Source organism: Mycobacterium sp. (assembly GCF_052145595.1).
Lineage (GTDB): Bacteria > Actinomycetota > Actinomycetes > Mycobacteriales > Mycobacteriaceae > Mycobacterium.
Genome location: NZ_JBKQOI010000194.1, coordinates 1 through 14,103 on the forward strand (window position 1 = coordinate 1; position 14,103 = coordinate 14,103).

General features: G+C 66.3%; 12 protein-coding genes and 2 pseudogenes. 5 read left to right on the forward strand and 9 right to left on the reverse strand.

What is annotated here, in order from left to right; genetic code table 11:
* The 3 genes and pseudogenes from ACLP4W_RS17640 to ACLP4W_RS17650 form a co-directional block, all read right to left on the reverse strand.
* Positions 1–912: pseudogene (locus tag ACLP4W_RS17640) on the reverse strand (FeS-binding protein); the annotation flags it as partial.
* A gap of 159 nt (positions 913–1,071) precedes the next feature.
* The gene (locus tag ACLP4W_RS17645; RefSeq protein ID WP_442388079.1) at positions 1,072–2,709 is read right to left on the reverse strand and encodes an Hsp70 family protein; all 1,638 of its coding nucleotides are present in this window, start codon (positions 2,707–2,709) and stop codon (positions 1,072–1,074) included.
* A gap of 87 nt (positions 2,710–2,796) precedes the next feature.
* Positions 2,797–3,354: a hypothetical protein gene (locus tag ACLP4W_RS17650; RefSeq protein WP_442388081.1), complete on the reverse strand. Its 558-nt coding sequence runs from the start codon at positions 3,352–3,354 to the stop codon at positions 2,797–2,799.
* A 336-nt stretch (positions 3,355–3,690) separates the two neighbouring features.
* Between ACLP4W_RS17650 and ACLP4W_RS17655 the strand changes: the two genes are divergently transcribed.
* Complete coding sequence (locus tag ACLP4W_RS17655; protein WP_442388083.1) at positions 3,691–4,038, forward strand: DUF732 domain-containing protein; 348 nt, start codon at positions 3,691–3,693, stop codon at positions 4,036–4,038.
* A 53-nt stretch (positions 4,039–4,091) separates the two neighbouring features.
* Here ACLP4W_RS17655 and ACLP4W_RS17660 read toward each other — a convergent pair whose 3' ends face one another.
* The 4 genes from ACLP4W_RS17660 to ACLP4W_RS17675 all read right to left on the reverse strand — a co-directional run bounded on the left by ACLP4W_RS17660 (position 4,092) and on the right by ACLP4W_RS17675 (position 8,511).
* Entirely contained in the window at positions 4,092–4,697 is a 606-nt protein-coding gene (locus ACLP4W_RS17660) for a hypothetical protein (protein ID WP_442388085.1), read from the reverse strand.
* Positions 4,698–4,809: 112 nt separating this feature from the next.
* Complete coding sequence (locus ACLP4W_RS17665; protein WP_442388087.1) at positions 4,810–5,295, reverse strand: (2Fe-2S)-binding protein; 486 nt, start codon at positions 5,293–5,295, stop codon at positions 4,810–4,812.
* Positions 5,288–6,175 (reverse strand): FAD binding domain-containing protein, encoded by an 888-nt coding sequence (locus ACLP4W_RS17670; protein WP_442388089.1) that lies wholly within the window; start codon positions 6,173–6,175, stop codon positions 5,288–5,290. The genes ACLP4W_RS17665 and ACLP4W_RS17670 overlap by 8 nt, the downstream gene beginning before the upstream one ends.
* A complete protein-coding gene (locus ACLP4W_RS17675) occupies positions 6,172–8,511 on the reverse strand; it encodes a xanthine dehydrogenase family protein molybdopterin-binding subunit (protein WP_442388091.1) in 2,340 nt (779 codons plus the stop codon). The genes ACLP4W_RS17670 and ACLP4W_RS17675 overlap by 4 nt, the downstream gene beginning before the upstream one ends.
* Before the next feature lie 52 nt (positions 8,512–8,563).
* Between ACLP4W_RS17675 and ACLP4W_RS17680 the strand changes: the two genes are divergently transcribed.
* On the forward strand, positions 8,564–9,112 hold the full coding sequence (locus ACLP4W_RS17680; protein ID WP_442388092.1) for a nucleotidyltransferase family protein: 549 nt from the start codon (positions 8,564–8,566) through the stop codon (positions 9,110–9,112).
* Here ACLP4W_RS17680 and ACLP4W_RS17685 read toward each other — a convergent pair.
* Together ACLP4W_RS17685 and ACLP4W_RS17690 are read right to left on the reverse strand one after the other, a co-directional pair.
* The gene (locus tag ACLP4W_RS17685; RefSeq protein ID WP_442388094.1) at positions 9,109–10,566 is read right to left on the reverse strand and encodes an amino acid permease; all 1,458 of its coding nucleotides are present in this window, start codon (positions 10,564–10,566) and stop codon (positions 9,109–9,111) included. The two genes, ACLP4W_RS17680 and ACLP4W_RS17685, sit on opposite strands and share 4 nt — an antisense overlap.
* Positions 10,567–10,644: 78 nt before the next feature.
* Positions 10,645–11,595, reverse strand: coding sequence for an amidohydrolase family protein (locus ACLP4W_RS17690; protein ID WP_442388096.1), 951 nt, complete (start codon positions 11,593–11,595; stop codon positions 10,645–10,647).
* Positions 11,596–11,766: 171 nt separating this feature from the next.
* Between ACLP4W_RS17690 and ACLP4W_RS17695 the strand changes: the two genes are divergently transcribed.
* The 3 genes and pseudogenes from ACLP4W_RS17695 to ACLP4W_RS17705 form a co-directional block, all read left to right on the forward strand.
* On the forward strand, positions 11,767–11,916 hold the full coding sequence (locus tag ACLP4W_RS17695; protein WP_442388098.1) for a hypothetical protein: 150 nt from the start codon (positions 11,767–11,769) through the stop codon (positions 11,914–11,916).
* Between the two features lie 252 nt (positions 11,917–12,168).
* Positions 12,169–14,031, forward strand: coding sequence for a molecular chaperone DnaK (gene dnaK, locus ACLP4W_RS17700; RefSeq protein WP_442388100.1), 1,863 nt, complete (start codon positions 12,169–12,171; stop codon positions 14,029–14,031).
* A pseudogene (locus ACLP4W_RS17705) lies at positions 14,028–14,103 on the forward strand (nucleotide exchange factor GrpE); the annotation flags it as partial. The gene dnaK and the pseudogene ACLP4W_RS17705, both read left to right, overlap by 4 nt.

Here is a 14,103-nt window from a genome sequence, read left to right on the forward strand (position 1 = left end):
TTGCGACTGACAGCGCCCGCACTCGGTGCATGTCGCAAAGTCGAGCATGGCCTTCCAGGTGAAGTCCTCGATCTTGCCGCGGCCGAAAACGGCGTCGTCGGGCGGGTTTTCGAAGTCGATCGGCTTGCCGCCGGATTCCATCGGCAACAGCGGGCCCAACCCGTCGGGCAGCCGCTTGAACATGACGTTGATCGGCGCCAGGAAAATGTGCAGGTGCTTGGAGTGCAGCACGATCACCAGGAAGGCCAGCATGACCCCGATGTGCAGCAGCAGGGCCGTCGTTTCGATGATCTCGTTGGCCGGCTGGCCGAGCGGACGCAGGATGGCGCCGAACAAGTGCGAAAGGAACGCCGGCTTGCCGTAGGGCAGCGTGCCGTTGTTGACCGCGGAACCGCGGACCAGCACGTAGGTCCAGATGACGTTGAAGATCATGAACAGGATCAGCCACGCGCCGCCGGTGTGCGAGCCGTAGAACCGCGACTGGCGACCGTACTCTTTCGGCTCGCTGCGAAGCCGGATGATGGCGAAGGTCGAGATGCCGAGGAAGACGGCGGTCGCGAAGAAGTCCTGCAGGAAGCCCAGCGCGTCCCACCGGCCGACGATCGGGATGTGGAAGTTCTCCTGGAAGAGCAACCCGTACGCCTCGATGTAGACCGTGAGCAGGATGAAGAAGCCCCACATGGTGAAGAAGTGCGCCAGGCCCGGAATCGACCACTTCAGCAGGCGGCGCTGCCCGAAGACCTCGACGATCTGCGTCCAGATCCGGGTGCCGACGTCCTCGGTGCGCCCGGTGGCCGGCTGGCCGGACATCGTCAGCTTGTACAGCCACAGGACCCGCCGTGCAGCGAATGCGAGCACGACCAGCGTCAGGCCCATGCCCACTATCAGTCTGATGAGCATCTGCGTGGTCACAGAACGTCTCCCCAATACATAGTTATCCCCGGCGTGCTGGTTGCCTGCTGCTTAGGCCTGCTCATCGTTACATCCCCGCGGCTTCGACGCGAGAGAGGCTGCCCTAACTTTTCGTTTGCCGGTGCCTCTGGCCTGCGGTTAGGTCCAGCGTCGGCCGCGTTAGTGCCGGAATGGGGGCTCGGGCCGCGGCGTCGGTCGTTCTCGCGTCGTCGTTGACGGCGCGGTGGTGGTCGCCTGCGACGTCGTGGTCGGCTGGGCGGTCGTCGTGGTCGGCGGGGTAGTCGTGCTGGGCGGCTGGCTCGCCGTCGTGCTGGCGGGCGGCTGTGTGGACGGCGGCGGCGGTGGCGGGATCACCGTGATGGTGGTGCTGTTGTTCGGCTCGGTTATGGTCACGGTCTGCGACGTTTGTGGTGGTGCGGGTTCGTTCGGCGGGGTGACCGGGTTGGTTTTGCTGTGGCCCAGGGTCAGCGCCAGCACCGCCGCTACCAGCACCGCCGCGCCCGCGCCGGCCACGCTCAATACCAGCGCCGTGCGCTTGTACCACGGCAGCCGGGCGGTCCCGGCGGCGTAGCGGTCATCGGCCGCATAGCCCGATCCCGTTGCCTCCCGGCCGTATTCGCCAGTCATGTCGGGTCCCGTGTAGGGCACCGGCTCGTTTCCTTCGTCGGCGTCTTGCGACCACGCCACAGCACGGTTCCCCTCGGTGGCCTGGGCGGTGTCGACCAATTCGGTCGGGGTCTCGACCATGGGACCCGCCGCGGTCGCGACGCCCGCCGACGCTGGCTGCTGACCGAGCACCGCCGCGCCGATGGCGGCGCTGAACGCGGGGCGCGGTGTGGTGTGGACCGGCACCTGCAGCCGGCCCGACAGTCGCGTGGTGAGCAGCGGGATGCTGGCGCCGCCGCCGACGGTCGCCACGGCCGCCAGGCTGGACCGCGGAATCCCGTTGCGCTGCAAGGCAGCTTCTAACGCGCTGACAAATCGGTCCAGCGGTTCGGAGATCAGCTGTTCGAATTCGGTTCGGGACAGCCGGACATCCGCGCCGGAATCCGCCGCGATTGTGGTCATGGTGGCCGTCGACAGTTGTTCCTTGGCACGGCGGCATTGGCCGAGCAGGCGGGTCGGTGAGCCGATTCGCGCGGTGCCGGCGAGGTCGCCGGTAGTGGCATCCGGCGCAGTCCCCCGCAGGTGATCGAGGATGAGCTGATCGACTGCGTCGCCCGAGAACTCGGCGTAGCGCACCGACGGACCGATCTGCTGAAGGTTCGATGCGGCGTTCGCCAGGGTGAAGCTGGTGCCACTGGCGCCGAAATCGCACAGAGCAACGACGCCGTCGGTCGGGAATCCCGGTGTGGCGCGCAGCGCCGCGAGCGCCGCCGTGGCGTCGGAGACCAAAACCGGAGGCACACCGTGGCGCGCCAAATCCGGCTGGGCGAAAAACTCCTCACGCAGCGCCGCGGACTGGGCCTCGGACCAGTACGCGGGGACCGCGATGGTGATCGGTGTCCCGTAGCCGACGGTGCGTGCCATCGCTTCGATCGCTTCGACCGTCAGTGCCGCACCGAGGTACTTCGTCCCGTCGGCCGCCACCAACGGGGCCCGGTCTCCGACCCGGTCGACGAATCCCCGCAGCACCAGCCCGGGCTCGGCCAAATTCGGGTTTTCTTCCGGCAGCCCGATTTCGGTTGGCCGGTGCTCGAATAGCGTCAGCACGGAACTCCGGGTCACCGGAGCACTGCCCACGCGCGCCGCAACCAGGTTGGCCACCCCGATCGACAACCCGAGCGACTCGCTCATATCGCACACCCCTGTGTCTGTTGGCTCACGGCTACGGATTCCAGCGAGTCTAGAAGCGTGGCCCGGTCACAGGCCTGCCGGCAATGTTCAAGAGAGGCCGGGCGGCAGCGTAATCACGGTCGGCACCTCCGGAATCGTGATCACCGACGGCAGCGGTGGCAGATGGTGACGATGGGTTGGCTGCTGCTGGGTTGGCTGGTGCGTCGGCTGGTAGGTCGGCTGCTGTTGCGGCGGTTCGACCGCGCTGCTGGTGGGCGACTCAGTGGTCGTGGGGGTGGGCACCGGCGTGGTGGCAGTGGTGGTGGTCGTCGTCGGGCTGATGCTGGTGCTGGTGCTGCTCGGGGTGTGGCTGGTGCCTTGGCCCCCGTGAATCAGCTCGACGATGCCGTAGACGATGAGGGCGATCAAGATCAGAACGGCCAAGACCCACACGATGAGCACCACGGGCTTGCGGTACCACGGCGTGGGCTCGGTTTCCTGGTCGAGAGGGTCGAGCGACTCGGGCTGCTCGTCGTCGGGCAGGGCTTCCGGAGGGGGCGAAGCGCTTGGTGGGGGTCCGCCCGCCGGCGGGCGTCCGCCCACGCCGAAGTTGGCGTACTGGGTCGGTTGATTGTTGAAGTCGTCCGGCGGGCCATTGCGTGCCACGGCACCGATGGTACTGACATCACCTGCCAAACTGCCCGGCCGGCCAAGTCAGGACGCGTTGGAGTCAAGTTGTGACGTTGGTGCGGTCGCTCGCCGGCGGGCTGAAACCTAATACACTTCCCATTGTCGAGATTCGGGTGGCGACGGGGTGCGCGTCACCAGAATCGGGGGGCTACAACATGTTTGCGAGGCGCCACCCGATTTCGCCATGCCGAAAAGCCGACCATTCAGCTTTTCATACGTTTTCTCTATTCTTCATATCTGTGGCGTTTTGGACCCGCACACTGAAGGCACCGTCAACGCCAAGAAGACCCAAAAAGAAGGGAAGCACATCAAATGCTCTCACCTCGCTTGCTGGCCACACTGACCGTCCCGATGATGGTTGGCGCAGCCCTGGTTACTAGCGCTGCGACCGCGACTGCCGATCCAGTTAATGACGCGTACCTCGCTCAGCTGCGCGGCATCGGCCTCACGTGGCCGCCGGGCCACGACGAGGCCATGATCGGGATGGCACATCTCATCTGTGACGATCTCGGGTGGGGTTGGACGCCACAGCAGATCGCCAACCACGTCCACGCCAACCTGGACCCGGACGGCGTTACGATTTTAGACGTCGGATCCATGGTGAACCTCGCACGTTCGACCTATTGCCCCAACCAGCGGTGCTGGGCACCCCACTGCTGAGCGGTCCAGCCTGACGGTCTCAGCCGGCGGCGAAATGGTGCTGTGAACTGTGCCTAAAACGTGTTGACCTTGTCGATGCTGACGAACATGCCGTGGCCGGTGTGGTCGTTGGTGAAACGGGTGCCGTCGGGGGTGGCGTTTATCGTCCAGCCCTGCGCGTCGTAGGTCTTGTAGTCGATGGTGACGGTCGGGATGGCCCCCAGGTTGCCCAGCACCCACTGAACGTTGCCTTCGGCGGTGACGCTGACGCCGTTGGCGTGTTCACCCTCCTGTAGGGGTGAGTTGGTGAACGGTGCCTCGCACCCGACGCTGTCCTTGTTGATTTGGCAGCGCGTCACGCCGGACTTGGTTTCGATGAAGACGTAACCGTTCTGGTCGGGCGGGAGCGGGATGGCGCCGGCCGGGGCGGTGGGGCTCGCAGGCGTTGTCGGTGCGGCCGAAGTCGCGGACGTCGGAGTAGGCGTCGGCGGCGGGGTGGTTGCGGTGCTCGGCCGAGGTGTGGGGACGGTGGGTTCGGTTGGCCCCGCCCCCGGCGACGCGATCGGCTTGCCGTCGATGCTGGAACTGCAGCCCGAAACCGGCATGGCACTTACCAGCACGGGCGAGAGCAGCAGCGATCCACCGGCCAGACCCCACCGTGCCTTTTGCGATAACCGCACGCGCAACTCCCGAAAATGTCAGATTTCAGGACTCAGGTTACGCAGGAAGTGACGGAAGTGACTGTAGTGACGCGCCTACGGTGCGGGGAAATGCCGCTTCGATGGAGAAGCTTTACCGCCGCGTGACCTGCTCTGTCTCGGCGGCCCGACGAGCGGCGGCGATGATGCCCTGGTAACCGGTGCAGCGGCAGAAGTTCCCGGACAGGCCTTCGCGTATCTCGTCGTCGGTGGGATCCGGGTTGTCGCGCAGCAACGCCGTCAGCGACATGACGAAACCCGGCGTGCAGAAGCCGCATTGCAGTCCATGGCACTCCCGCAGCGCCGATTGGACGGGTGACAGCGTGCCGTCCGGCGACGCGATGCCCTCGATCGTTGTCACCTCCATGCCGTCCACCTGGACCGCGAACATCAGGCACGACCGCGCGGCATCGCCGTTCAGTAGCACCGTGCAGGCACCGCACGCCCCGTGTTCGCAGCCGAGATGGGTGCCCGTGAGTCCGCACTTGTCCCGCAGGAAGTCCGCCACCGTCATGCGTGGTTCGACATTGGCCGCGATCGGAGTCCCGTTGACCGACAACTGGACTGGTTGTTCATGCATTGCTTGCCCCCGCGACCGCTTCCGCTACGGCCTGGGTCCAGGCGCGCGCGGCCATGGTGGCGCCCACCCTGGTGCGGTATGAGGCCGACCCTTGCAGATCGGCCGGAACGTCGTCGAGGCCGGCCATTGCCGCCCGGCCGATCTCCTCGGGCACCAGCTCGCTGACCGGCTTGCCGATGACCGCGGTCTCGGCCAACGTCGCGCGCCTGGGCGTGCAGCCCAGGCCCAGCAGCCCGATCGCGCAGCGGGATACCCGGTCCTGGTCATCGAGCTGTACGGCGACCAGCGCGCCTGCGATCGCGAAATCGCCATGCCGGCGGGAAAATTCGTGGACCGAGAATCCGGATCTGCCGTTCCACAAGGGGAACCGCACCCGGGTCAGCACTTCATCCGATTCCATCGTCGTCTCCCACACACCGGCAAAGAAGTCCGCGGCGGCGATCTCGCGCCGCCCGCGCGGCGACAGCACCTCCATCACCGCATCCAGGGTCAGCGCGACAGCGGGGTATTCGCCCGCGGCGTCGGCGTGGGCGATCGACCCGCCGAGGGTGCCGCGGTTGCGGATCTGGAAGTGCCCGACGAACGGCGTCGCCCGCGTCAGCAGTGGAACCTCCCGGCGGACTTGAGCATCGGCGCCGACCGCGGCCTCGGTGGTCCCCGCGCCGATCCATAGTTCTTGGCCCCTGCGGTCGATGCCTTGCAGCTCGGGGAGTCGGGAAATGTCGATGAGATGGTCGAAGTAGGCCAGCCGCATCGACAGCATTGGCACCAGGCTCTGGCCGCCCGCCAGAATCTTTGCGTCATAGCCCAATTCGGCCAGCAGGCTCACCGCATCCTCGACGGTGTCGGGGCGGTGGTAATCGAACGAGGCCGGTTTCACCCGGCCCCCTCGGTCAGCAGCGCGACGATCGACGCCGGGCTGGCCGGCAGCCGGGTGATCGCCACACCCAGCGGCGCGAGCGCGTCGTTGATGGCGTTGATCACCGCCGGCACCGAACCGATGGCGCCGCCCTCGCCGGCACCCTTGTACCCGCCGGGCCCCGGGCCGGGTATCTCGACGTGGCCGAATTCAATGGGCGGGACCTCGGTGGTGGTGGGCAGCAGATAGTCGACGAATGTGGTGGCCAGCGGGTTGCCGTCGCCGTCGTAGACGAGGTCTTCCATCAGCGCGCCGCCGATGCCTTGCACCGTTCCTCCCGCGATCTGGCCCTCCACGATCGCCGGGTTGATCATGGGTCCGACGTCTTCGCTGACGATGTAGCGCAGCAGCGTGACTTTGCCTGTCGCCAGATCCACTTCGCAGGTGCAGGCGTGGGTCGCGTTGGCCCACAGAATGGGCGCCTTGGCGACGTATCGGGCGGTGGCCTCCAGCTCGGGTGACGTTCCCGGTGGCAGCATCTGGGGCCGGTAGTACGCGAGGTAGGCAAGTTCACCAAAGGTCACCCGCTTCGATGGGTCGTCGCGTACGGTCGCGGTCGAATGTGCCAGTTCCACATCGGATTCGGCGACCTTCAGGTGATGCGCGGCGAGCGCCACGATCTTTTCACGCAGGATGGTCCCGGCCTCCTCGACCGCTCCTGCGGTCATCGGGCCGCTGCGGCTGCCCTGCGTCCCGGCTCCGTACGGCGTGATCGCGGTGTCGCCCTGGATGGTGGCGACGTCGTCGATATCGGCGCCCAGCGCGTCGGCGGTCAGCTGAATGACGGTGGTTTCCAGGCTGTTTCCGCTTGAGCCGCCGTTCACGTAGACGTTGATCTTGCCCGTCGGCTCGATCCGAATGGTGGCACCCTCGGTGGCCAGGTGGCCGGTCGCCGCGCCGGTCGGCTCGATGTACGCCGAGAACCCAAGGCCCAGGTAGCGTCCCTGTGCCAGCGCTTCGCGCTGCTCCTTGCGAAAACCTTCGTGGTCAAGGATTTTCACCGCCTGCTCGAACGTCTCGATCGGGGCGACGTGGTCATACGGCATGCCATTGGGGTTGAAGTAGGGCATCTCGTCGCGGCGCAACAAGTTTCGTCGCCGCAGCTCGACGGGGTCCGTGTCCAACTTGCGCGCGGCGATATCGAGAAGTATTTCGCGCGCCAGCGTTTCGTATTGCCACGGTCCCCGGTAGGACGCCAGGCCGCTGGTGTTGGAGAAGACCGTCTTGTAGTTGAAGCTGGCCTTGGGCACCCGGTAGGGCCCCGGGAAGAACATGCCGATGGCGGCCGTCGTCAGCACCGGATACGGCGTCGGATAGGCCCCGATGTCCTGGACGAAGTCGATATCCGCGGCCGCGATGTTGCCGTCGTCGTCGAACGCCATCCGCGCCGTGCCGTCGACGTGCCGGGCCTGCCCGGCCGACATCAGATTCTCGCGCCTGTCCTCGATCCATTTCAGGGCCGCCGGCACCTTGCGGGCGGCCAGCATGATGCACATGTCTTCGCGCATCGGGACCACCTTCTGGCCGAAGCCGCCGCCGGTGTCGCGCATGATGACCCGAACGCGTTGTGCCGCAATGCCTAACAGGCGCGCACAGAAGGCGCGCAACTCGTGCGGAGTCTGGGTGGACGCCCACAGGGTGAGCTCTTCGGAGGCTGCCGCCCACTCGACGACCAGGCCGCGGGTCTCGATCGGCACCGGCGCATAGATCTGTTGGTAGATATGCTCTTTCACGACGCATGCCGCCGAGGCGAAAACCTCTTCGTCCGGAGGTGCTCCGCCCATCCCGCCCGCGACGTTGTTGGCGTAACTGTCGTGCACCAGCACATCCGAGGATTGAGCCTGCGTGAAGTCGGTGATCGCGGGCAGCGGCTCGTAGTCGACGTCGACCAGTTCGAGCGCGTCCTCGGCGACATACCGGCTCTCGGCGACGATCAGTGCAACCGGGTCGCCGACGAACTTCGCCTCGCCCTCCGCCAGCGGCGGCCGCGGGGTGTCCGGGACGTCCTTGCCCGCGACGGCGTGCCAAGACTCCCTGACGTCGGGGTTGAGGTCGGCGGCGGTGAACACCGCGCGCACACCGGGCAGCGCCAGCGCCGCCGACACGTCGATGCTGTTGATCCGGGCGCGCGCAAACGGGCTGCGGACGAAGCAGGCGTGCAGCATTCCGGGCCGCGAGATGTCGTCGACGAAGCTGCCGCGGCCGGTGAGCAGGCGGCTGTCCTCCACCCGTTGGACGCGCGTGCCGGCATACCGGGGCGCCGGGGCAGTGGGCGCCCTTTGCACGTCCTGTGTCATCGCGCTCCATCCGATTGTCGCTCAATGAGAAGCCCGATGCCATCATAGGAGAGTGTCGTTATCGTCGCCGATAAGCGTCGGAGTCTTGCTGGCCGCGGGCGCCGGCCGACGGTATGGCAAGCCGAAGGTACTGGTAGAGGGCTGGCTTCCGGCGGCGGTTGGTGCGCTCCAAGGTGGTGGTTGCGCCGACGTCGTCCTGGTCCTGGGCGCTGCCGAGGTCGCGGCCCCGGTCGGGGTCACCGCGATCGTCGCGCCGGACTGGGACGAGGGCCTGAGCGCCTCCGTGCGCGCCGGTCTGGCCCAGGCCGACCGCGCGCACGCGGACTACGCGGTGCTGCACGTCATCGACACTCCCGATGTCGGTCCCGCCGTGGTGGCGCGGGTCCTGGGCCGTGCCGTTGCGTCCGGCAGCGGGCTGGCGCGGGCACATTACGGCGACCGGCCGGGACATCCGGTGGTCATCGCGCGCCGACACTGGCCGGCGGTGCTGAGCGGGCTATCGGGCGATCAGGGCGCGGGGGCCTACCTGCGAGGCAGGCACGACGTCGAGATCGTCGACTGCAGCGACCTCGCCGGCGGATTCGACATAGACGCGCTTTAGGCCGCCACGGATGGGTCAGTGGGGAGTGAGGTCGGCGCGGTGGTGTCTTGGGCCGCTGCTCGGACCCGATGGCGGACCGCAAACCAACCGCCGATGAGCGCCGTGGTGCCGAAGAGCATGGCGCCCAGCAGCCAGGGGCCTTGCACCTTGTCGAACAGCATCAGGATCACGACGCCGGCCAGGAACACCAGCGTGAGGTAGCCGCTGTACGGGGCCAGCGGCATCCGGAAATGCGGCCGTTGCACCCTCCCGGCGCGTGCCAACCGGTAGAGCCGCAGCTGGCTAGCCACGATCGTTGCCCAGGCCACCACAACGCCCACGGCGGCGATGTGCAGCACGATCTCGAACGCTTGGCTCGGTTTGACCGCGTTGAGCACGATGCCCAACAGGCCGATGGCGCTGGTGAGCAGGATCCCGCCGTACGGCACGCCGTTCTTCGACATGGGTGCGGTGAACTTCGGGCCGCTGCCGTTGATCGCCATTGACCGCAGGATGCGGCCCGTGGAATACAGGCCGGCGTTGAGGCTCGAGAGCGCGGCGGTCAGCACCACGATGTTCATCAGGCTGCCCGCCCCACCGAATCCGACCTTGGAGAAGAACGTCACGAACGGGCTGACGTGGTCCCGATACGCGGTGTGTGGCAGGAGCAGCGCCAGCAGGATCGTCGACCCTATGTAGAAGACCGCGATGCGAAACACCACCGAGTTGATCGCCCGCGGCATGATCTTCTCCGGATTCTCCGTCTCCCCGGCGGCGATGCCGACCAGTTCGACGGCGGCGTAGGCGAACACCACCCCCGAGGTGACGAGCACCAGGGGCAGCAGGCCGGCCGGCAGGAGGCCCCCGTGGCTGTCCCACAGCGCCGTGCCGGTGTCCTGACCGTCGACCTTGAACCGCCCGATCAGAAAGACCGTGCCGACGACGAGGAACGTCACCAGCGCCAGCACCTTGATCAACGAGGCCCAGAACTCCAGTTCACCGAACAGCTTGACCGAGATCAGGTTCATCAACAACACGACCACCAACGCGACCAACGCGAGCGTCCACTGCGGGATCGTGTGGAACGCGTGCCAGTAGTGGCAGTAGTGCGCTATCGCGGTGGTATCCACGATCCCGGTCATCGCCCAGTTCATGCAATACATCCACCCCGCCGCGAAAGCCACCTTCTCGCCGTAGAATTCGCGGGCGTAGGACACGAAGGATCCCGTGGACGGGCGGTGCAGCACGAGTTCGCCGAGCGCACGCAGGATCAAGAACACGAAGACGCCGCAGACCGCGTAAACCAGGAACAACCCGGGCCCCGCCGACGCAAGCCTTCCACCGGCACCGAGGAAAAGGCCGGTTCCGATGGCTCCGCCAAGGCCAATCATCTGTATCTGGCGGTTTTTGAGGCCCTTGTGATAGCCCGCGTCTTCGCGCGTCAGCCGCGCGGCGTCGCTGTCTAGCGGTGGCATCGAGCTCCTGCCGTGGTGGCCCGGGACAGCTCAGGCTAACGCATGGATGCGCCAAGCGCAGGATGATGATCGGCGGAGTTAAAGGCCCAGCAGCTGCTCGGCGTTGCGGTGGCTGATGAGCGCCCGGTCGTCGTAAGTCAAGGGCAGGTTGTCCAAGAACGCGCGTGCCGCTCGCATCGACCCGAACGGGTAGTCGGCCGAAAAGCACACGCGGCCAACGCCGGCCTGCGCCACCAGGTTGGCGTAGGTCGCTTCGTCGTTGAAGTTGGCGAAGGTGTAGTGCAGGTTCTGCCGAAGGTAGGTGCTGACGGGATGCCGCAGGCCGGTCAGTTCGGGTTTTAGCGTGGCGTCGAACCGCGGCAGCATGAACGACGTCGCTTCGCCCATGTGCCCGATGATGATCTGCAATGAAGGGTATCGGTCGAACACACCACCGAGAATCAGGCGCAGCACATGCGTTGCGGTGTTGATGTGCCAGCCCCAGCCCACAGTCGCCAGCGCGAACGTGACCTCAGGCGAGAACCCCGTATAGCTCGACTCGATGACGCCCGTCGGCGGAATGGTCGGGTGCAGATAGATCGGGACGTTCAGCTCAGCCGCGCGGGATAGGACGGGGTCGAAGAAGGGATCGTCCAAGTAGCGACCCTGGCTGTGGCCGTTGATCACCGCGCCGGGAAAGCCGTGGTGGCGCACCGTCCGCTCGAGTTCCTCGGCCGCCGCCCGTGGCGCGCTGACGGGTAAGGCGGCAAACCCCGCGAGCCGATCCGGGTATCGCCCGACCGCCGCCGCGAGCTCGTCGTTGCATGCACGGGCCAACCGAGCGGCTTCCGGCCCGTCCAGCTGCTCTACTCCCGGTGCCGCCAGCGACAGCACCGCAAGGTCGACCCCGGCGTCGTCCATCGCCGCGATGCGGCCGTCACCGAGATCGCTGATCGGTTCGGCTATGCCCGGGCGCGATGCCAGCCAGCGACCGGGTCCGCTCAGGAATTCCGTTGTTGCGTAGTGCTCTTCGAGGGCGATGGTGCGCAATTCGTGCCTATCTCGCCTGCACGCTGGCGGCGGCGTTCCAGTAGGTCAGCTCGTCGCGGTTGGTGGCCAGCCGAATCGTTTTGGTGTAGCCGTATTCCGTCAGCGTAGGCCTTCGCCGCCGCCGGGGTCTTTCTCAGCCGGTTCATCCTCGACGAGATCGGTGATTCCGGTTTGGCGACGATCCGGATCGCCGATTACGACCTCCGATGGCGCCTGTACGTCGCGATGTCTGCGACCCGCCCGCCAGGCCCGGCCACCCGCGCCCTGTTCTCGCTGATCGAGGAAAAGATTCCGGGCCGCGGAGCGTCGAGCGTGCGCTGAGGGCGTCGAGCGTGCGCTGAGGGCGCGAATTTCGGCGATTCTCAACCCTCAACGCACAGTCAAAGCCCTCAACGCACAGTCGACGAGGCACCCCGGGAACAAGATGGCGGGGCCCGCCGTTAGGATGGTCAAGAAGTTGAGCGAATCAGACTCAAGCCTGGGTTGACACCACAGCGCCCCCAGGGGCAGGCTTGAGCGGGGTTCACTCAGCATAGTGCACGAAAGAAGCTCTACTACTCAGGAGGAATCACTATGGCTCGTGCGGTCGGCATCGACCTCGGGACCACCAACTCCGTCGTCGCAGTTCTCGAGGGTGGCGAACCCGTCGTCGTCGCGAACTCCGAGGGCTCCCGGACCACCCCGTCCGTCGTCGCGTTCGCGCGAAACGGTGAAGTGCTGGTGGGCCAGCCCGCCAAGAACCAGGCGGTGACCAACGTCGACCGTACCGTTCGTTCGGTCAAGCGGCACATGGGCACCGACTGGTCCATCGAGATCGACGGCAAGAAATACACCGCGCAGGAGATCAGCGCCCGGGTGCTGATGAAGCTGAAGCGCGACGCCGAGGCGTACCTCGGTGAGGACATCACCGACGCGGTCATCACCGTGCCCGCCTACTTCAATGACGCTCAGCGTCAGGCGACCAAGGAAGCCGGCCAGATCGCCGGCCTGAATGTGCTGCGTATCGTCAACGAACCCACCGCCGCGGCGCTGGCCTACGGACTCGACAAGGGCGAGAAGGAACAGATCATCCTGGTCTTCGACCTGGGTGGCGGCACCTTCGACGTCTCGCTGCTCGAGATCGGCGAGGGTGTGGTCGAGGTCCGTGCCACTAGCGGTGACAACCACCTGGGTGGCGACGACTGGGACGACCGCGTCGTCGAATGGCTTGTCGACAAGTTCAAGGGCACCAGCGGTATTGACCTGACCAAGGACAAGATGGCGATGCAGCGGCTGCGTGAGGCCGCCGAGAAGGCCAAGATCGAACTGAGCTCGAGCCAGAGCACGTCGATCAACCTGCCTTACATCACCGTCGACGCCGACAAGAACCCCTTGTTCCTCGACGAGCAGCTGACCCGCGCGGAGTTCCAGAAGATCACGCAGGATCTGCTGGACCGCACCCGTCAGCCGTTCAAGTCGGTGATCTCCGACGCCGGTATCTCGGTCTCCGACATCGACCACGTGGTGATGGTGGGCGGTTCCACCCGTATGCCCGCGGTGACCGAGTTGGTCAAGGAGCTCACCGGCGGCAAGGAGCCCAACAAGGGCGTCAACCCCGACGAGGTGGTGGCCGTGGGCGCCGCGTTGCAGGCCGGTGTGCTCAAGGGTGAGGTGAAAGACGTTCTGCTGCTTGATGTTACGCCGCTGAGCCTGGGTATTGAGACCAAGGGTGGCGTGATGACCAAGCTGATCGAGCGCAACACCACGATCCCGACGAAGCGGTCGGAGACCTTCACCACGGCCGATGACAACCAGCCTTCGGTGCAGATCCAGGTCTATCAGGGTGAGCGCGAAATCGCCTCGCACAACAAGCTGCTCGGCTCCTTCGAGCTGACCGGCATCCCGCCGGCTCCGCGCGGTGTCCCGCAGATCGAGGTCACCTTCGACATCGACGCCAACGGCATCGTGCACGTCACGGCCAAGGACAAGGGCACCGGCAAGGAGAACACGATCAAGATCCAGGAGGGCTCCGGCCTGTCCAAGGAGGAGATCGACCGGATGATCAAGGACGCCGAGGCGCACGCCGAGGAGGACCGCCAGCGTCGCGAGGAGGCCGACGTCCGCAACCAGGCGGAGACGCTGGTCTACCAGACGGAGAAGTTCGTCGCCGAACAGCGCGGGGCCGAAGGCGGTTCCAAGGTCCCCGAGGACACGCTGAACAAGGTGGACGCCGCGGTGGCCGAAGCCAAGACGGCGTTGGGTGGCACCGACATCTCCGCGATCAAGTCGGCGATGGAGAAGCTGGGCCAGGAGTCTCAGGCGCTCGGACAGGCGATCTATGAGGCCACTCAGGCCGCCGGCGACCACGCGGGCGGCGCCGAGTCCGGCGGCTCATCCGGCTCAGCTGATGACGTCGTGGACGCGGAGGTGGTCGACGACGACCGGGAGTCCAAGTGACCGAAGGGAATCAGGAACACGTAACGGTCACCGACAAGCGGCGCATCGATCCCGAGACCGGCGAAGTACGGC

Coding starts and splice junctions, on each gene's coding strand:
- ACLP4W_RS17665 (WP_442388087.1), bottom strand. CDS start 5,295: ATGCATGAACAACCAGTCCAGTTGTCGGTCAACGGGACTCCGATCGCG.
- ACLP4W_RS17675 (WP_442388091.1), bottom strand. CDS start 8,511: ATGACACAGGACGTGCAAAGGGCGCCCACTGCCCCGGCGCCCCGGTAT.
- ACLP4W_RS17645 (WP_442388079.1), bottom strand. CDS start 2,709: ATGAGCGAGTCGCTCGGGTTGTCGATCGGGGTGGCCAACCTGGTTGCG.
- dnaK (WP_442388100.1), top strand. CDS start 12,169: ATGGCTCGTGCGGTCGGCATCGACCTCGGGACCACCAACTCCGTCGTC.
- ACLP4W_RS17685 (WP_442388094.1), bottom strand. CDS start 10,566: ATGCCACCGCTAGACAGCGACGCCGCGCGGCTGACGCGCGAAGACGCG.
- ACLP4W_RS17655 (WP_442388083.1), top strand. CDS start 3,691: ATGCTCTCACCTCGCTTGCTGGCCACACTGACCGTCCCGATGATGGTT.